General features: G+C 63.6%; 13 protein-coding genes. All 13 read left to right on the top strand.

Features of this window, described 5'->3' with window-relative positions; genetic code table 11:
- Positions 1-166 precede the first annotated feature (166 nt).
- The 13 genes from mnxG (at position 167) to J2W17_RS10060 (ending at position 18,854) form a co-directional block, all read left to right on the top strand.
- Entirely contained in the window at positions 167-5,986 is a 5,820-nt protein-coding gene (gene mnxG / locus J2W17_RS10125; protein WP_307333105.1) for a manganese-oxidizing multicopper oxidase MnxG, read from the top strand.
- 341 nt (positions 5,987-6,327) lie between these two features.
- Positions 6,328-8,280, top strand: coding sequence for a YncE family protein (locus J2W17_RS10115; protein ID WP_307333104.1), 1,953 nt, complete (start codon positions 6,328-6,330; stop codon positions 8,278-8,280).
- A 12-nt stretch (positions 8,281-8,292) separates the two neighbouring features.
- Positions 8,293-8,949: an SCO family protein gene (locus J2W17_RS10110; RefSeq protein ID WP_307333103.1), complete on the top strand. Its 657-nt coding sequence runs from the start codon at positions 8,293-8,295 to the stop codon at positions 8,947-8,949.
- Positions 8,946-9,581 (top strand): SCO family protein, encoded by a 636-nt coding sequence (locus J2W17_RS10105; protein ID WP_307333102.1) that lies wholly within the window; start codon positions 8,946-8,948, stop codon positions 9,579-9,581. Before J2W17_RS10110 ends, J2W17_RS10105 begins: the two co-directional genes overlap by 4 nt.
- Before the next feature lie 9 nt (positions 9,582-9,590).
- Positions 9,591-11,141, top strand: a complete 1,551-nt coding sequence (locus J2W17_RS10100) for a cytochrome c/ABC transporter substrate-binding protein (RefSeq protein ID WP_307333101.1) — start codon at positions 9,591-9,593, stop codon at positions 11,139-11,141.
- 13 nt (positions 11,142-11,154) lie between these two features.
- Positions 11,155-12,108 carry a peptidylprolyl isomerase gene (locus J2W17_RS10095; protein WP_307333099.1) on the top strand — a complete coding sequence of 318 codons (954 nt, stop codon included), beginning with the start codon at positions 11,155-11,157 and terminating at the stop codon, positions 12,106-12,108.
- 223 nt (positions 12,109-12,331) lie between these two features.
- The gene (locus J2W17_RS10090; protein WP_307333098.1) at positions 12,332-12,865 is read left to right on the top strand and encodes a response regulator; all 534 of its coding nucleotides are present in this window, start codon (positions 12,332-12,334) and stop codon (positions 12,863-12,865) included.
- A gap of 69 nt (positions 12,866-12,934) precedes the next feature.
- Complete coding sequence (locus J2W17_RS10085) at positions 12,935-14,641, top strand: GspE/PulE family protein (RefSeq protein WP_307333096.1); 1,707 nt, start codon at positions 12,935-12,937, stop codon at positions 14,639-14,641.
- Positions 14,622-15,425, top strand: coding sequence for a hypothetical protein (locus tag J2W17_RS10080; RefSeq protein ID WP_307333095.1), 804 nt, complete (start codon positions 14,622-14,624; stop codon positions 15,423-15,425). Before J2W17_RS10085 ends, J2W17_RS10080 begins: the two co-directional genes overlap by 20 nt.
- Position 15,426: 1 nt before the next feature.
- Entirely contained in the window at positions 15,427-15,972 is a 546-nt protein-coding gene (locus tag J2W17_RS10075; protein WP_307333093.1) for a PilN domain-containing protein, read from the top strand.
- A complete protein-coding gene (locus J2W17_RS10070; RefSeq protein WP_064678373.1) occupies positions 15,959-16,507 on the top strand; it encodes a GspMb/PilO family protein in 549 nt (182 codons plus the stop codon). The genes J2W17_RS10075 and J2W17_RS10070 overlap by 14 nt, the downstream gene beginning before the upstream one ends.
- Entirely contained in the window at positions 16,507-17,025 is a 519-nt protein-coding gene (locus J2W17_RS10065) for a hypothetical protein (RefSeq protein WP_307333091.1), read from the top strand. Before J2W17_RS10070 ends, J2W17_RS10065 begins: the two co-directional genes overlap by 1 nt.
- Entirely contained in the window at positions 17,022-18,854 is a 1,833-nt protein-coding gene (locus J2W17_RS10060; protein ID WP_307333089.1) for a secretin N-terminal domain-containing protein, read from the top strand. Before J2W17_RS10065 ends, J2W17_RS10060 begins: the two co-directional genes overlap by 4 nt.
- Position 18,855: the final 1 nt, after the last annotated feature.

Below are 18,855 nucleotides of genomic sequence, written 5' to 3'. Positions count from 1 at the left end.
GAAGTCCCGACCCGTAAAAGGGGGAATGGGTGGGGAATATCCCCCGGATTATCAAGTGCTGACACTAACTGATTGATAAACAACAATAAATTTTATGGCATGCGGATTGCTCCAGGGGATTTGTCGAGAATTATTCCTGTGAGCACCCACAGCGAGGCCCGTGATCATGACCGGCATACCCAACGCTCAGTCCCTTTTCAAATTGCTGCTGTTGGTGGCGCCGATGCTGGGCATCGGGGTGGCCGAGGCGGCGCTGCGCTGCGAACGCAATCTGGTGGCCAACGTCGTGGCCCTGGATCAGCCACTGATGTTCAACCGCCTCGGCGCGCAGAACGTCAACGGCATGATGTTCGCCCTGCGCCGCGACGTGGTCGACGATCATGACCGGTCCCTGGCCCAGGGCGGCGCGGCGGTGCCGGGCAAGGTTTCGCTGCGACCGGACAAGCGTCCGCGGCCGCTGGTGCTGCGTGTCGCGGCGGGGGACTGCCTGACCATCAACCTGCAGAACCTGCTGGCCTACCAGGCCAACCCCGGTTCCCACGAAGACGGTGAGGGAGTAGAGGGCGAGGTTGAAATCGGTAACGTGGACCAGTTCAAGGTCGACGAGCAGGTCAAGGACCGGCACGTCGGCTTCCAGGTCAACGGCATGCAGGCCGTCAACAGCATTGACGACATTGCGTCCTATAGCGGGCGCAATGCCAACACCTTGATTCCGCCAGGCGCGACACGTTCCTACACCTTGTATGCCGAGCGCGAAGGTGCATTCGCCGCCAGCAGCCGTGGCGCGACCTTCGGTGGTGAAGGGGATGCTGGCAACGTCGCCAACGGCCTGTTCGGCCAGGTGGTGGTAGTGCCCAAGGGCGGCCGCACTTATCGCAATACCCTGACCGAAGAAGAGATGCGCCTGGCCAGCGCCGGCCGCACCCCGGCCGGTCAGCCGATCGTCGACTACCAGGCGCGTTACCCGCAACGCGAACCGTGGGTCCGTGAAGGCAAGGCCGGCACGCCGATCATCAACATGGTCGACGGCAACGAAATCATTTCCAGCGAGAGCGACGCGATCGTGATGGGCAGCAACGCCGATGGCAGCTTCCCGCCCTCGACCTACCCGCTGGAAGCCCTCGGCAAACGCAACCCGGCGATCCCCAATCGCCTGGAGCCGTTCCGCGATTTCGCTTCGCAGTTCCAGGATGAAACCGCCGCGACCCAGGCGTTCCCCGCGTACTGGGCCGACCCGGTGATGGCCCACGTGCTGGAGCCGACCCGCGACTCGTTCATGATCAACTACGGCTCCGGCGGTATGGGGGCCGAAGTGGTGGCCAACCGTTTGGGGGTCGGGCCGATGCACGACTGCCTGTCCTGCGCCTACGAAGAATTCTTCCTCAGCTCCCACACCGTCGGCGACGTGGCGATGCTGGTGGACGTACCGGCCAATACCGGCCTGGAGGGCATTCTCCCAGGCCAGGTGCCGAACGCGGATCAGGTCGGGGTCAAGGCGACCATGGCGCTGTACCCGTCCGAGCCGTCCAACGTCAACCACAGCTACATCGGTGACTTCGTCAAATTCCGCAACACCCACAACGGCCACGAACAGCATATTTTTCACCTGCACGGCCACCAATGGCTGTTCAACCCCAACGACGACAACTCCGATTATGTGGACGCCCAGGGCATCGGCCCGGGCGCCGGCTACACCTATGAAATCGCCAACGGCGGTTCGGGAAACCGCAACCGCGTCGCCGGCGATGCGATCTATCACTGCCACTTCTACCCGCACTTCGCCCAAGGCATGTGGAGCATGTGGCGGGTGCACGATGTGTTTGAAGAAGGCACCAGACTCGAAGTGTCCCAACAAGGCAACGACGGTTTCCACAGCGAACCTTACGCATTGCGCAGCGGCAAACCGGCAACTGGCGCTCGGGCCTTGCCTGATGGCGAGATCGTTGCCGGTACTCCGATCCCCGCGATAGTGCCGTTGCCAGGCAAAGCCATGGCACCGATGCCGGGCAAAGTCGCGGTGGTGCCGAAAATCGGCGAAACCCTGGTGGCCGGTGGCGATGACGATGACGAGGAAGATGACGACGGCGAACACCATGGCGGCAGTGGCGGCGCCCAGGCCATCGGTTCCCTGGCCCTGGTCGATCGCAGTGAAGCCAACCGCAATGCCGACGGCAGCCTGAAAAACCCTGGCTATCCATTCTGGATCGGCGGCATGGAAACATCGGTCGGCCAACGCCCACCGACCCCACCGCTGGACATGCTCGACGCGGCCAAGGCTCAGTCCTTGAAGACGAGCGGCAATGCGTTGTGGGCCAACCTCGACCCCGCTCAGTCCGGTGGCTGGGACGGTGGCCTTGGGCGCCATTCCCTGGACGGCTTCTCCGCCGGTGGCGAGGCGCACACCATTACCACCTCCCTGGATTTCTCCAAGGAAGTGACCCGGGCCAAACCCATCTACATGCCGGAAGAGGGCACCGAAGTCGAACAGGCGGCCATGGCGTTCCACGCTAAAAAAGACCACCCAAGCTTTGCCGTGCTGCCGGGCAATCAGGTGGTGGCACGCAATTTCCGCACAAACGGCGCCTTGCCGATCGCTGGCGCACCCTATTACGAACCGTGCATGGATGACCGGCAAAAACGCCTGACCAGCAGCGCCGGCACCGGCGAGTTCAACAGCGGTGAACGGATTGACGGCATGTCCTACACCGGTTCCTCGACCTTCACCGCCGACCGTCCACGGGTCTATAAAGCCGCCAACATTCAGTTCGACGCGGTGTACAACAAGGTCGGCTACCACTTCCCGCAAGCGCGCATCCTGGCGCTATGGGAAGACGCCTGGCCGGTGATCACCAAGCAGCGTCCACCAGAGCCGCTGGTGATGCGCATGAACACCTTCGACTGCGTGCAGTACCAGCAAACCAACCTGGTGCCGGCCACCTATGAGATGGACGACTATCAGGTGCGCACGCCGACCGACGTGATCGGCCAGCACATTCACCTGCCGAAATGGGACCTGACTGCGGCCGACGGTTCGGCCAACGGCTGGAACTATGAAGACGGCGTGCTTTCCCCGGGTGCCGTGCAGGAACGCATCCATGCCATTCGCGAGTTCAACCAGTGCGAAGGCACCGACCCGCGTGACGGCACGCCGGCTTGTCCAAAAGCCAAGGCGCACCCGTTCTTTGGCCAATACGGCCGGGCCGACTGGGTCGGCGCGCGCACCGCGATGCAGCGTTGGTTCGTCGATCCGGTGGTCAATGCCAAAGGTGTCGACCGTGGCCTGGGGACCATTTTTACCCACGACCACCTGGGCCCATCGACTCACCAACAGATTGGTCTGTACGCCACCGTGCTGGCCGAACCGGCCGGCTCCACCTGGTTCCACGCTGAAACCGGCGAGCCGTTGTACAGCGGCGCGCGGCAGGATGGCGGGCCGACCTCGTGGCAGGCGGTGGTGTCCACTGGTGACCTGGACGGCGACGGCAAGAATGATAGCTTCCGTGAGTTCTTCCTTGAGTACAGCGACTTCCAGCACGCCTATGAAGCCGGTGTGTATGTCGGTGCCGGCCCCAACGGCGTGCCTAATCCGCAAGCCTTCCCGGCCACTGCCGACAGCTTCCGCTACGCGATCAACCCGCCGGTGCGCAATAACGCCAGCAACCTGCTCGAAGGCATCGTCGAAGTACAAGGCGGGCAGGTGCCCGGTTGCCCAAGCCGCCCATGTCCGCAAGCGATCTCGGTCGATGACCCGGGCATGTTCGTGGTCAATTACCGCAACGAACCGCTGGCCCTGCGGGTGTACGACCCGAACAAGGTCGGCCCGGACGGCAAGCGCGGCATGCAGGCCGACGGCCTCGGCGGCGACCTGGCGTATGCCATGCAAAGCCGTACCGACCGTGCAATCGCGGCGATGAACCTGGCGCCGAACCTGGTCACCGCGGCGACCGGCCCTACCGGCGGCACCACGCTGTTCCCGCCGCACATCAACCGTGGCGGCGCGGAGCCGGGCGACCCGTTCACCCCGATGCTGCGTACCTACACCGGTGACAACGTGCGGCTGCGGGTGCATGCCGGCGGTCACGAAGAAGAGCACAACGTGACCCTGCACGGCGTGAAATGGCTGCAGAGCGGTTCCGGGTTCGGCAACAGCTCCAACTCGGGCTGGCGCTCGTCGCAGATGGTCGGAATCTCCGAGCAGTTGGGCTTCAATGCGCCGGTGTCGATGATGTCCAGTTCGGCCGCGACCACGGGTGACTACCTGTACTCGATGGACGCCTCCCTGGAAGGTTACTGGAACGGGATCTGGGGCGTGATGCGCAACTACACGGCCCAGCGCAGCGATCTGTTCGCGGTGCCGAACAACCCGAAACCGATGGGTATGCGCAACACGGTGGCGTTCGATGGCATCTGTCCACGATACGGCGCCAACCCGAATGGCATCGGCACCCGGCCAACCGTGCAACGCAACTATGAGGTGGTCGCGGCGCTGGCCAACGACATTCTGCGCAACCCGCTGAACCTGACGATCGGCGATCCCGCCGGACTCGGGCAACACGTCGGCGGGCCGTTGAATCCGGCGGGCGGCACCCTGGTGTTCAACTCGCGGACCGTGAGCATTCCACAGGTGACCGTGACCGATCCTGAAGACGGTGAGACCTTCACCATCGGCGGGCAAAGCGGGCCGCTGCACGACCCGACGGCGATCCTGTATGTGCGCAAGGGCGACCTCGATCCGATCACCGGCAAGCTCAAACCCGGCGTGCCGGTGGAGCCGCTGGTGCTGCGCGCGGCGGCCGGTGATTGCGTCAACATCACCCTGGAAAACCGTCTGCCCCTGATCATGCCGGACCTGACCCAGACTGCCGTGATGCAAGGCATGGTCAAGCGCGATCGCAACAGCGGCCTGGGCGTGACCACCTTCAGCAACAACCTGATGCGGCCGTCCAGCCACGTTGGCCTGCACGCGCAACTGCTGGCGTACGACATCACCAAGTCGGACGGCACCAACGTCGGCACCAACCCGACCCAGACCGTGCCACCACGGGTGGGCACTGTCGGCGCATACCCGACGCGTACCTATCAGTACTACGCCGGGCACCTGGAGCGTGAAGGCAAGCCGATCACGCAACTGGGCCGCAACGTCGACAACATCAACGCCACGGCTGTGGAGTTCGGCGGGCTGAATTTCACCCCGGCGGACGTCATAAAACAGCCGCAGAAAGGCTTGGGCGGGGCCATGAGCATTCTGCCGATCGGGGCGACCTGGGTTGACGATGCGCGCAAAGTGACGGCCACGGTCACCGCACCGGGGCAAACCACCTACCGCGACTTTGCGATGGTCTGGCAAAAAGCCCTGAACATCCGCTGGGCCAACGGCCGGCCGGTTGAAGGCATTGCCGCCGAAGGCCTGGGTGTGCCGACCGATCCGCAGGACAACTCGAGCATGGCCATCAACTACAGGGCCGAGCCGCTGTGGTTCCGCTTCGGTCTGGCACCGGATGCGCCATTCGGGCATGCCGACGGCCATGGTTATGGTGACGTGCCCAATGCGCACATGGCCTACAGCAACGCGCTGGTGGGAGGCGATCCGCAAACGCCGGTGCTCTATGTGAAGCCGGGGCAACCGTTCCGCACCCACATCATGATGCCCACCGGTGGCAGCCGCGGTACGACCTTCCAGCTTGACGGTCACGTCTGGTCGGTCAACCCGTTCCAGTCGGAGAAGAGCGATACCGGCGGTTACCCGATGAGTACACCAGGGGTGGGTTCGGTGCGGTTCGGCTACAACCCGATGTCGATGTACATCGGCGCACGGGAAAGCATCCTGCCGGCGGCGCACTTCAGCTTCATGCACCCGAGCGCCGGGGGCAGCAATGCGATACCGGGCGACTACCTGTTCCGCGACTACGGCGCCTATGGCAACACCGCCGGGCTGTGGGGCTTGCTGCGGGTAACCAACGAGCCAGAACCGGCGCCGGCGCCGTAGGAGTAATGCTTGCCCGCGGTGGCGGATGACGCCACCCCTTGTAGGAGCGAGCTTGCTCGCGATGGACGCCAACGATAACGCGGGCTACCTGACACCCCGCGGCGTTCTCAGGCTTTTCGCGAGCAAGCTCGCTCCTACAGGGATGGACGCCAACGATAACGCGGGCTACCTGACACCCCGCGGCGTTCTCAGGCTTTTCGCGAGCAAGCTCGCTCCTACAGGGATGGACGCCAACGATAACGCGGGCTACCTGACACCCCGCGGTGTTCTCAGGCTTTTCGCGAGCAAGCTCGCTCCCACAGGGGCGATCAGACAGGCACAGATTTGTAAGGGGGAACGATATGAACAGGACCATCATAGTCGCCGTCTGGGCGCTGCTTGTAGGGTTGGCGCTGATCTGGCTGGGCGTATGGCGAGCGTGGCAGCCGGTAATGCTCAGCGAGGCGGCGGTGCCGAAGACCTGGAGCAAAAACACGCTGGTGCGTGACGGGGTCACGGTGGCGTTTGAGCTGAAACCGCTGGCCGGTAACGGTGTGCTACGCGAGGGTGAGTTCGCCGACGTGCGCTTTCTGGTCACGGACAGCGCCTCGGGCCAGCCACTGTCGGGCGTCGCCCCCGGCGCCTGGCTCGACCCGGAAACCATCGCCGCCGACGAGGCCCAGGGGCGTGAGCAAAGCTGCAAATCCCGGGTCGGGGTGTTCCTGAAATCGAGCATCGGCGCCCGGCCGCTGCTGGACCTGAACAGCTACTTCCTGCTGGTGATGAACCGCGATGCCAGCGTCTCGGTGGTCGACCCGTCGGTATCGGTGGGCGGGATCACCAGCACCATGGCCCGGATCGATATCAAGCAACCGCCGATGGACTGGGTGACGCCCCGGGACAACAAACGCGTATTCGTATCGATGCCTACGGCCGGGGAAGTGGCGGTGATCGACAGCGAGCAATTCAAATTGATCGACTCGATACCCGCCGGCAGCAACCCGGTGCGGTTGGCATTGCAGCCGGACGAGCGCCTGCTGTGGGTCGGCAACAACGCCACAGCCGCGGAGGAATCCGGGGTCACGGTGATCGACGCCCAAAGTCTCAAGGTCCTCAAGCACCTGCCTACCGGTGCCGGGCATCACGAAATCACGTTCAGCAACGACAGCCGTCATGCCTTCGTCACCAACCGCGACGACGGCACCCTGAGCATCATCGACATTGCCAGCCTGACCATCAGCAAACAATTGAAGACCGGTTCACACCCGTTATCGGCCGCCTACTCGTCGCTGTCCCAGGCGGTGTATGTCAGCGACGGCAAGGACGGCACAGTGACCGTGGTCGATAGCGCCAGCCTGGCAGTGCGCCGGGTGATCAAGCTGAAGCAGGGGGTCGGCCCGATGGGTTTCAGCGCCGACGGGCGTTTCGGCATCGTGCTCAACACCCTGGAGAACCAGGCCGCGGTGATCGACGCCGCCACCGATTCATTGATCCATGAACTGGACGTGTCCGCCGAACCCTATCAGGTGGTGTTCACCAAGGCCTATGCCTACATCCGCGGACTGGCCTCGGCCAAGGTGACGATGATCAACCTGTCGTCCCTGAGTGAAGGCCGCAAGCCGATCAGCCAGGGTTTCGACGCGGGTCCACAGGCACCGCGCCTGGCCGGTGACTTGCCGCTGGCATCGAGCCTGGCGGTGTCGCGGGACGACAACGCGGTGTTCGTGGTCAACCCGGTGGACAACACCACGTACTTCTACGCTGAAGGCATGAACGCGCCGATGTCCGGTTACCCCAATCGCGGCCAGGTGGCCCGGGCGGCGCTGGTCATCGACCGCAGCCTGCGCGAAGTCGAGCCGGGGCTGTACAGCTCGCGGATCAAGCTGCCAGCTGCGGGGCGCTTTGACGTGGCTTTCCTGCTCAACCAGCCGAACATCATCCATTGCTTCACGGCGCTGGTCGAGCCGGACAAAACCCTCAGCCAGCACCCGGGCATACCGAAGGTGGAGTTCATGCTCGACAAAACCACCGCCGCTCTCGGCAGCCCTTACGTGGTGCGCTTTCGCATCGTCCAGGGCAAACAGAAGGCCCAGCGCAGTGGCGTGAAGGACGTTCAGGTGCGCTACTTCCGCGCCCCGACGTCCCGCGCCCAGGAGGTCGCTGCCCAGGAGGTGGGCGACGGGGTGTATGAAGCGCCCGTCACCCTCGACCAGAACGGCGCCTGGTACCTGCATGTGCGCGCAGCGTCCCTCGGCGCGAGTTTCGATGACAAGACATTTGCCAGCGTTCGGGTCATGCCCGGCGATACCCACTAAGAGGAAACTGACATGAATCGCTTCGCAAACAGTGGGCTGCTGACACTCTGCCTGTTGACCGCCGGTATCGGCCAGGCCCTGGCGCATTCGGCAAATGAACACGCCGGGCATGAGATGCCGGCCAAAAGCGCCAGCTCGGAGAGCGCTCAGGTCAAGTTCGCCGACGTCGCCCTGGTGGATCAGAACGATAAAACGGTGCGTCTCGAGAAGGATCTGGTGACCGACAAGATCGTGGTCATGAGCTTCATCTACACCAGTTGCACCACGGTCTGCCCGGTGGTGTCCTCGATCATGGCCAAGGTGCAGAAACAGCTCGGCGCCCGGGTCGGCAGCGAAGTGCAGCTGGTCTCCATCAGCATCGATCCGCAGCGCGACGACGCCAAACGCCTGAACGACTATGCCCGCACCTTTCAGATCGGTCCGGGCTGGAGCTGGCTCACCGGCAGCGTGCAGTCGGTCAACGAAACCCTCAAGGGCCTGGGCAGCTTCAGCGGCGACTTCAAGAGCCATCAACCCTTGATCCTGGTGGGGGACGGCAACAGCCGCAACTGGACCCGTTATTACGGCTTCACCGACCCGGCCGTGCTGACCCGCGAAGTGGAAAAGCTCAGCGGCCAGCGCAACGGACGTAACAAGCACACTGCCATTGCCATGGAGCATCACCCATGAAAGCGCTCGCCTTGATTCTCCTGACGATGGGCCTTTGCGCTAGCGGCGACAGGGCGTTCTCCCACGAAGGGCACGGGAGCGCCGCGCCTGCGGCGGATGCCGCACAACCGGCTGCCGCACAACCGGCTGGCGGCACCCGCGATGCGCAGACCTGGTTCACCGACACGCCGCTGCAGGACCAGAACGGCAACACCCTGCGCTTCTACAGCGACGCGTTGCAGAACCGCGTGGTGCTGCTGAACGTGATTTTCACCAGTTGCAACGATGCCTGCCCGCTGATTACCCGCAAGCTCAAGGAGGTTCGCGAAGTGCTGGGTGACAAGGCCGACGGCATCACCTTTATCTCCCTTACCAGTGATCCGCTGCGGGACACCCCGGCGGTACTCAAGGCCTACACCTTGAAGCAGGGCGTCGATGGGCCCCACTGGCTTTTTCTTACCGGTGACAAGGCGCAGATCGACCTTGTACTGAGCCGCATCGGCCAGATCCTGCCGAGCCCCGAGCAGCATTCCACCCAATTGATCGTCGGTGACGTCGCCAACAAGCGCTGGAGCAAGATCCGTCCCGATGCCCCGGCCGCCGCCATTGCCCAGCGCCTGCAGTTGCTGACAATGCCTGTGGCCGGTCGTTGAGCCCGCGCCATGAAAATCTCACTGATCCTCGGCCTGCTACTGCTCGGCGGCATCAGTCTCGCCGCCCAGGGGCTACCCCTGAGCCCCAGCGAAAGTGCCGGCAAGCGGCTGTATCGCGAAGGGGTGTCGGGCAGCGGTGAGCCGATCATGGCCCGGGTCGGTGCGGCGAACATGCTGCTGCCGGCCAGCAGCCTTCCGTGTGCCAACTGCCATGGCAACGACGGCCAGGGGCGGCCGGAAGGCGGGGTGCGGCCGCCGGACCTGAGCTGGTCGCGACTGACCAGCAACTATGGCCAGCAGCAAATCAATGGCCGTGACTACCCGGCATATACCGAAGGCCTATTGGCGCGGGCGATCCAGGAAGGGCGCGATCCGGGCAACAATCGGCTGGATCCGGCGATGCCGCGGTTCGTGTTGTCGATGAATGATCAGCGCAACCTGACGGCTTACCTCAAGCGCCTGGCCGATGACCGCGACCCGGGCCTGACCCCCGCCACGCTGCATCTGGGCACGTTGTTGCCAAGCCAGGGACCGTTGAGCGAGGAGGGCGCCACGGTGGCCTCGGTGCTCAAGGGCAGCGTGGCGAGCATCAATGAAGCGGGCGGTATCCATGGCCGGCAGTTGTACCTGACCATCGTCGATCCGGGTCCGGATCGCGCCAGTGCCGAGCAGGCGCTGGATCGCTTGATCGAGCAGGAGCAGGTATTCGCCCTGATCGCACCGCTGGTACCGGCACTGGATTCGGATCTGGCGGCGCGCCTGGATCGGGCCGGCATCCCGTTGATCGGACCGCTGTCGCTGTTGGGGACGGCCCAGGCCAGTCGGCAGATTTTCGAGCCGCTGCCGGGATTGCGTGAACAGCTGATCGCCCTGGCCGATTACGCCACCACCAGTTTACGGGTGCTCCAGGGACCGACGCTGATCACCTACCCGGACGAGCCCGGACAACAAGTGGCGGCGCAGAACCTCAGTCAGTACCTGCAGGATCGCGCCTGGCAAAAGGTGAGTCTGCAAGCCTATGACCCGGCCCGGGACGATGTGCCGCTGGGCTCGCGCTCGGTGTTCTACCTGGGCAGCGGTGGTGGATTCAGTCGCTTCGCCGCACGCTTGCAGACCGCAGGGCAAGTGCCTTACCTGTTCGCCGCCTCGAACCAGGTGGCCGGCGATCTGTTGCAAGTGCCCAGTGGGTTTTCCCGGCGGGTGTTTCTGGCCTATCCGTTCGTCCCCAGTGACTGGACGCTGGCCGGACGCCTGGCGCTGACCCGGATGCGCAAGCACCAGGGGCTCGGCGGGCAGCACGCGGTGCTGCAGGTAGGCGCGTTCAGTTCGATGCTGCTGTTCAGCGAGGGCATGAAGCAGGCCGGACGCGACGCCAGCCGCGAGAAGCTCGTCAACGCGCTGGAAGGTCTGCATGACTTCGATACCGGGCTGACCCCGAAGATCAGCTTCGGTCCGGGTCGGCGCCAGGGCTTGAGCGGCGCGCACATCGTCACCGTCGAGCTGCCCGACCAGCGCTTCTATCTGGTAGCACCCTACAAACCCATTGCCGCCACGCCCTGACCGGAGGTCGATGATGAAACTCAACACTGTGCTGATTCTTATGACGATGTGGATGCCCGTGGCGTTTGGCGGCAATAGCCCGGCTGCCGCGCGGGTCAACGGCGAGGAAATTTCCGAATGGCGCCTGGAGCGTTATTTCGCCGAATTCCTCGAGGACCAGGGCCGGGCAGTGGCGAGCATTCGCAACCCCAAGGCCTACAAGCAACTGCGGCAGGCCGCTCTCGACGCGTTGATCGACCGCGAGCTGCTGTGGCAGGAAGCGGTCAAGCGCGGGGTGGTGATCAGCGACGCCATGGTCCACAGCCAGGTCGACCAGACCCGCCAGGCCATCGGCGATGCGGATAAGTTCGCCCGGCGCCTTGAAGATGCCGGCTTCGACGAAGCCGGTTATATCGAGTACACCCGCCGTGAACTCGCCGCCCGTCAGGTGTTCGCCGACCTGACCAAGGCCGCCGAACCGGATGAAAAGCAGATCCGCGCCTTCTATGAAGCGCATCGCGCTGAAATGAGCCGGCCCGAAGAGGTCCAGGCCCGGCACATCCTGATCAAGGTGGCGCAAGATGCCGACCCTTCCACAGTTGAAGCGGCGCGGCTACGCTTGGAGCAGTTGCGTGTGAAAATCACTCAGGGCGAGGACTTTGCCAGCGTGGCCCGGGCCGGCTCCGAAGATGCATCCGCCAGCGAAGGCGGGGACCTGGGCTATTTCCCCCGGGGGCGCATGTTGCCGGCGTTCGAAGCGGCGGCGTTCGCCCTGAAGCCGGGAGCCGTCAGCGAGCCGGTTCGCACGGCGGTCGGCTGGCATCTTATTTATGTGCAGAACCACCTGGAGGCGACCGATGTCTCAGAGGAGCAAGGGCTTGAGATGGTTCGGGTGTACCTCGCCCGGCAAAAACAGGCCCAGGCTCGTCGAGACGTTCTGGCGCAGTTACGTTCCAGTAATCGAATCGAGCGTATTGACGATGAATGAAGGTTTACCCCCCAATAGTGGGGAAAGAGCTTCAGTGCCCATCCACACGCTTCCCCGTCTTTGGGGGCAGTACTTGCTGGACGATAGGGCATTGTCTTCAAATTCAAGGACATGAACAGAGAATAATACCGGCGCCCGGCCTGGCATGAAGTGTGCGTTAGTCCTGTAAAGGGCGCACTCCCAGGGCTGGAACATCGGACCTGCGGTTTTCAAGGAGTCGACCTTGTTAAACAAAGTACTGGTTGTCGAAGACGAACAGCTCCTTGCCGAAAACCTCAAGGATTACCTTCAGGCGCAAGGGCTGGACGTCCGGATTGCACATGACGGTGCGACGGGTATCGGTGAAGCCGAACGGTTTGCACCCGATGTGATGGTGTTCGATTACCGCTTGCCCGATATGGAAGGCTTTGAGGTGCTCGATGCTGTCCGCCGGAACAGGAATTGTCATTTTGTACTGATCACGGGGCACCCAACCGCTGAAGTCTGTGAGCGGGCCCGGCAACTCGGAGTCAGTCATATCCTGTTCAAACCCTTTCCATTGGCGGAATTGGCCCGAGCAGTCTGCGATCTTCTGGGCGTGGAGCGCGAACCCAAAGCAGGCATGAGCAGCTCCGAAGGTTTTGTCGAACGACGCCAGAGCAGGACCGAAAGTTTCCCGCTGCAGTTGTACGACGGCAGTTGGGTGCTGGCAGATCGTCGAAGAACCTCATCGACTTCCAAGGCACCAGACGACGGACAATTGCTCACCGGGGATTAGGGGCGCGACAGGCCGTAACGGCTCGCCGCGTCGACAGGGCTCAAAGCCCCCGGCGTTGGAGAGCATGCCATGGACCGTCTATCCCTTGCCGTCGAACCGGCGCTGCTGGACTGTATACCGTCCCGTTTTTCCAGTGAGCAACTTGCCCAGGCCCGGGCCCGGGCCACCAGTTCCGGCGAGCGGGTCCTGGAAGCCCTCGGGGTGCTGTGCGAACTGGCCCCCATGCCCTTCATCCAGTGCCTGGGCGCGACCCTGCATTATCCGGTGCTCGACACCGACAGCCTGTTTCAAGCCACCCCGGTGTTCGACCGGGTCACCCTGGCCCAATGCCTCAAGCGCGAATTCATCCTTCTGCGTCACGCCGATGCGGTCATCGGTGTGTTTGCCGACCCCTTCGATAGCTCGCGCCTGGCCTGGATCGATGACTGCCTGCACGGCGCGCCGCTGTACCTGGTGCACGCCGACGACCTCAAAGCCTACCTGGCGCGTCACGAAGAGAGCTTCCACGCAGTGGAATCGCTCAACGCCCAGGCCGACGCCAACATCGAAATCGATACCCTGCAAAGCCTGTCCCTGACCAGCATCAGCGAAGACGCCAGCGTGGTGGTCAAGCTGGTCAACTCGACCCTGTACGACGCGCTGAAAATGCACGCCAGCGACATCCACCTGGGCACCACCGGCAGCGGCCTGGTGATCAAGTACCGCATCGACGGCGTGCTGAACAACATCAGCAAGATCCAGGGCAGCGAGTTCGCCGAACAGGTGATTTCCCGGGTCAAGGTCATGGCCGAACTGGACATCGGCGAAAAACGCGTACCCCAGGATGGTCGCTTCAAGATCGGCATCAGCGGCCGGCAGATCGACTTCCGGGTGTCGATCATGCCGAGCATTTTCGGGGAAGACGCGGTGTTGCGGGTGCTGGACAAACAGGACCTGGCGGACAAGGTCAGCGGCGTGCAGTTGCAGGCCCTGGGTTTTGAAGAACACACCCTGCGCCAGCTGCGTCGGCTGGCCGCCGAACCCTACGGCATGGTGCTGGTCACCGGCCCCACCGGCAGCGGCAAGACCACCACCCTCTACGCGATGATCACCGAGATCAACCACGGCGTGGACAAGATCATCACCATCGAAGACCCGGTGGAATATCAACTGCCCGGCGTGCTGCAGATCCCGGTCAACGAAAAGAAAGGCCTGACCTTCGCCCGCGGCCTGCGCTCGATTTTGCGCCATGACCCGGACAAGATCATGGTCGGTGAAATACGCGACCCCGACACCGCGCAGATTGCGGTGCAGTCGGCGCTCACCGGACACCTGGTGTTCACCACCATCCACGCCAACAACGTGTTCGACGTCATCGGCCGTTTCACCCAGATGGAAATCGACCCTTACAGCCTGGTCTCGGCCCTCAACGCGGTGCTGGCGCAACGGTTGATCCGTCTTGTGTGCGCCAGTTGCAGCGCGCCGAGCAACCCGACCGATGAAGAACTGCGCCTCAGCGGACTCGACCCACAGCAGGTCGATCACTACCACTTCGTCCACGGCAAAGGCTGCGGCCATTGCCGGGGCACCGGCTACCGCGGGCGTACCGCGATCGCCGAGCTGCTGCACCTGGACGACGAGCTGCGGCAGATGATCGTCGAGCGCCAACCGGTTTCGAAAATCAAGGCACACGCCTGCAAACGTGGCTTGCGCCTGCTGCGCGAGTCGGCTCTGGAACTGGTTGCAGAGGGGCGGACCACGCTCGAGGAGATCAATCGTGTCACTTTTGTCTCGTGATCGTTTTGTCGCCGTGCTCGGCGCCAGCGGCGTCGGCCTCGGCCAGCGCAAGGGTAACGAAACCCTGTGGCTGGGCAGCGTCGGCTTTATCGACGAAGGGTTCCATGCCTGGGCTGTGGCCCTGGACACCCTCGACTGCCTGCTGGCTGAACATACCCGGGCCGGTGCCGAATTGAGCGTGGTGATTTCCGGGCACTTCAGTCGTTTTTGCCTGGTGCCCTGGAGCGACCAGATCAGCAGCCCTGATGAACTGCAGGGGTTCGCGCACCTGTGTTTCGAAGACCTCTTCGGCGTACCGACTCAACCCTGGAGCCTGGTGCTGTCGGCCGAGCCCGCGGGCTACGACCGCGTCGCCAGTGCGCTGCCGCAAGACCTGCTGGCGCGCCTGCGCAGCCTGGTCAGCGAGCGCGGCCTGCGCTTGCGCTCGGTGCAGCCGTACCTGATGGCCGCTTTCAACCACTTCGATAAAAGCCTCGATGCCGGCGATTTCCTGTTCGTGGTCGCCGAGCCGGTGCGCAGTGTATTGCTGCTGGCCCGGGAAGGGCGCTGGGCGGCGGTGCGTTCGGTCGGCACCGGCGACAGCGACGCCGCACTGACCGCGCTGATCGGTCGTGAAAGCCAGTTGCAGGCCTCCACCAGTGAACGGCCATTGAGCGTTTACCTGCATGCGCCGGCGCGTATCGAGGCGCAGCCCGACGTACCCGGTGTGCTATTGCGCACCCTTGAAGAAGACCGGACCGGCGTACGCGATGCGTTGTACGTCATGTCCCGGGCGGTGGCCTGACATGCGCGCCCTGATGCTCGACTTTCAGCCGCGCCGCCGCTCGGGCCCCTTGGGCTGGAGCCTGCTGGCCGGTGGCCTGGTGCTGACCCTGGGCTGCTTCTTCGTCCAGCAGCACCTCAATGAACAGGCCGCGCAACAGCAAGGCCATCTGCAGACCGCCCAGCGCGTGCTCACCGGTGACACCGGCGCCAAGACCAGCCTGACCCCGGCCGAAACCCGGGAACAGGCGCAGAACCTGGCCGAGATGCGCAAGGTTTCGCAGCAACTGCGTCGGCCCTGGGAGCGGCTGTTCGCCATGCTCGAAAAGATGCCCCGGGATGATATCGCCTTGCTGACCCTTACCCCCGATGCGCGCAAAGGCCAGGTGCGGATCAGCGCCGAGGCACGGGATCTGGAAGCCATGCTCGCGTTCCACCAGCGTCTGGAAGCCAGCGACGAGCTGTCCGACGTGTCGCTGCTCAGCCACGAAATCGTCGTCAAATCGCCGGAACAACCGGTGCAATTCAACCTGTCGGCTGCTTGGGAGATTGGCGATGCAAATCCCTAGATTGATCGTCCACGAATACCTGCAGGGGCTGGGCGTGCCCGGCCTGGCCGGGCTGGCAATGCTGCTGCTGGCGCTGTTGTATGGCCTGGGCGGCCTGATGCCGGACTGGCAGGCGCTGCAAACCCTCAGCCAGCAGACCCGCGAAGCCGGCGAGTACCTGGCCCGGGTCGAAGACGGCAGCGTCGCCGCCCCGGTGGTGCCGCAACGTCAGCTCGACGACTTCCGCAGCAAGCTGCCGTCGCAACCACAGGCTACAGTCGCCATCGACAAGATCTACGCGCTGGCGGCCCAGGAACGCATCACCCTGGCCCGGGGCGAGTATTCCCTGGGCATCGACCCCAAGACGCACCTGGCCCGCTATCAGATCCTGCTGCCGGTGCGCGGCACCTACCCGCAACTGCGGCGCTTCCTGCATGCCTTGCTCGGCCAGTTGCCAGCGGTGGTGGTCGAGGACGTGGAGTTCCAGCGCAAGAAAATCGCCGACACCGACCTGACCGGGCGGATCCGCATGACCCTTTACCTGTCGAGGTCATGATGAATACCAAGCGCGTAATGGGTTGGGCGGCGTTCTTCGGCGTGGCGGCGGCGCTGACCTGGTTGCCCGACTACTGGATGCCGTCGCAGGAGATAGAGGTCTCGGTCGCCCCCGCGTCCACCTCGAGTACCAGCAAAACCCGCGGTGCACTGCCAGCGACGGCGGCCGCTAAAAAACCGGCGGTGGTCAAGGACCTGACCCCGGCTGGCGACCTGTTCGCCGCCCGCAGCTGGAAGGCGGCCCCGACGCTTGCCAGCGTCACCGAACAACCCGTCATCGTCACCCCGGTGGTGCAAGCCCCCAGCGCACCGCCAATGCCGTTCCAGTTCATCGGCAAGTTGAATGACCGTTCCGACCTGCAAGTGTTTTTGCAGAACGGCGAAAAAATATACGTCGTGCGCAAAGGGGATGTGATCGACGAAACCTGGCGGATCGAGGGCATTTCCGATGTGGAATTGAGCTTTGTCTACCTGCCTCTGCATTTGTCCCAGACCTTGTCTGTGGGGAGCACGCAATGAACCAATCCCGGTTGTTGATGAGCCTTGGCCTGTGCGTAGCGCTGGCCGCGTGCAGTACGGCGCAAGTGGCCAACAAGGAAGCGTCCGAGCTGATCGAGCAGGGCCAGTACGAAGCCGGCCTGGCCCGGGTCGAGGAGGGGCTGCGGGAGAACCCTCGCGATACCGAGTTGCACCTGTTGCGCAACAGCGGTCGGGCCAAGGCGATCACGGCGCTGCTGACCCAGGGCGACACCGATCGTGCACGCCGGGATTTCGCCTCGGCACGCATGGCCTACAGCCGGGTGCTGACCATTGAACCCAACAACCGCCGCGCCCAGGACGCCCTGCGCCAGCTCGACTACCTGCGCAGCATGGAAGACAAGCTTGAACTGGCCCGTGGCGACCTGCGCCGCGGTGACATCTACGGCGCCGACCGCCAGGTGAAACAGATCCTCGAGCTGGATCCGAAGAATGAGGGCGCGCTGGAACTGCAAGGCAACATCCGCCTGGTGCAAAGCCGTAACGTGATCACCTATCCGCAGCTGCGCACCCGCCTGGACCGGCCGGTGACCCTGGAGTTTCGCGACGCCAACCTGAAGGTTATTTTTGAAGTGCTGTCCCAGGTCGCCGGTTTGAATTTCATCTTCGACAAGGACCTGCGCCCGGACATGAAAGCCACCATCTTCGTGCGCGACGTGCGCATCGAAGACGCCGTGGAATTGCTGCTGCAACAGAACCAGCTGCACCAGAAAGTGGTGAACGAAAACACCTTGCTGATCTACCCGGACTCGCCGCAGAAGGTCAAGGATTACCAGGAACTGGTGATGCGCACCTTCTACCTGACCAGCATCGATGCCAACACCGCGTTGAACATGATCAAGACCATGCTCAAGACCCGTGACGTGTTCGTCGATGAACGCCTCAACACCCTGACCATGCGCGACAGCGAAGACGCGGTGCGCATGGCGGAAAAACTCCTGCAGTCCCAGGACCAGTCCAACCCGGAAGTGGTGCTGGAGGTGGAGGTGATGGAAGTCGCGACCCAGCGCATTCTCGACCTCGGCCTGCAATGGCCCAACACGTTCGGCGTGGTCAACAGCGACGGTTCGGCGGTGACCTTGCTCGATCAGCTCAAGGGCATCAACTCCGGCCGGATCAGCATCTCGCCCTCGCCCCAGGCCAAGATCAACGCCCAGGACAACGACATCAACACCCTGGCCAGCCCGGTGATTCGCGTCAGCAACCGTGAACAGGCGCGTATCCACATCGGTCAGCGCGTGCCGATCATCAGCGCCACCTCGGTGCCGTCGACCCAGGGTCCGGTGATCACCGAAAGCGTCACCTACCTGGATGTCGGTCTCAAACTTGAAGTGCAGCCGACCGTGCACCTGAACAACGAAGTGGCGATCAAGATCGCCCTGGAAGTCAGTAACGCCACCCCGCTGGAGCCGACCCGCCAGGGCACGATTCCGGTTCAGGTCGACACCCGCAACGCCCAGACCACCCTGCGTCTGCATGACGGCGAAACCCAGATCCTCGCCGGCCTGATGCGCAACGACCACGGCGCCACCGGCAACAAGATTCCCGGTCTCGGCGACATTCCGGGCCTGGGTCGCTTGTTCGGCAGCAACAAGGACACCGTCGGCAAGTCGGAACTGGTGCTGTCGATCACCCCGCGGATCGTGCGCAACCTGCCGTACCAGAGCCCCTCGGACATGGAATTTCCTACCGGCACCGAAACCAGCATGCACATCCAGGCGCCGGACCGGCGGCTGGAGTCGGCTGGCGCGCCTGCGGCGATCGATCGGCCGGTCGCGGTCACCACCCAAGTCGTTATCGAGAAGCCTTGAT

This window comes from Pseudomonas lini, assembly GCF_030812475.1.
Lineage (GTDB): Bacteria > Pseudomonadota > Gammaproteobacteria > Pseudomonadales > Pseudomonadaceae > Aquipseudomonas > Aquipseudomonas lini_A.
Note: the sequence above shows the minus strand (reverse complement) of the source record. Positions and strands in the feature narration are given on the sequence as shown.

What these genes read in the sequence shown, in the direction of transcription:
- mnxG (WP_307333105.1), top strand. Translation starts at nt 167, where the DNA reads ATGACCGGCATACCCAACGCTCAGTCCCTTTTCAAATTGCTGCTGTTG.
- J2W17_RS10100 (WP_307333101.1), top strand. Translation starts at nt 9,591, where the DNA reads ATGAAAATCTCACTGATCCTCGGCCTGCTACTGCTCGGCGGCATCAGT.
- J2W17_RS10115 (WP_307333104.1), top strand. Translation starts at nt 6,328, where the DNA reads ATGAACAGGACCATCATAGTCGCCGTCTGGGCGCTGCTTGTAGGGTTG.
- J2W17_RS10065 (WP_307333091.1), top strand. Translation starts at nt 16,507, where the DNA reads ATGAATACCAAGCGCGTAATGGGTTGGGCGGCGTTCTTCGGCGTGGCG.
- J2W17_RS10110 (WP_307333103.1), top strand. Translation starts at nt 8,293, where the DNA reads ATGAATCGCTTCGCAAACAGTGGGCTGCTGACACTCTGCCTGTTGACC.
- J2W17_RS10060 (WP_307333089.1), top strand. Translation starts at nt 17,022, where the DNA reads ATGAACCAATCCCGGTTGTTGATGAGCCTTGGCCTGTGCGTAGCGCTG.
- J2W17_RS10095 (WP_307333099.1), top strand. Translation starts at nt 11,155, where the DNA reads ATGAAACTCAACACTGTGCTGATTCTTATGACGATGTGGATGCCCGTG.
- J2W17_RS10105 (WP_307333102.1), top strand. Translation starts at nt 8,946, where the DNA reads ATGAAAGCGCTCGCCTTGATTCTCCTGACGATGGGCCTTTGCGCTAGC.
- J2W17_RS10070 (WP_064678373.1), top strand. Translation starts at nt 15,959, where the DNA reads ATGCAAATCCCTAGATTGATCGTCCACGAATACCTGCAGGGGCTGGGC.
- J2W17_RS10075 (WP_307333093.1), top strand. Translation starts at nt 15,427, where the DNA reads ATGCGCGCCCTGATGCTCGACTTTCAGCCGCGCCGCCGCTCGGGCCCC.
- J2W17_RS10085 (WP_307333096.1), top strand. Translation starts at nt 12,935, where the DNA reads ATGGACCGTCTATCCCTTGCCGTCGAACCGGCGCTGCTGGACTGTATA.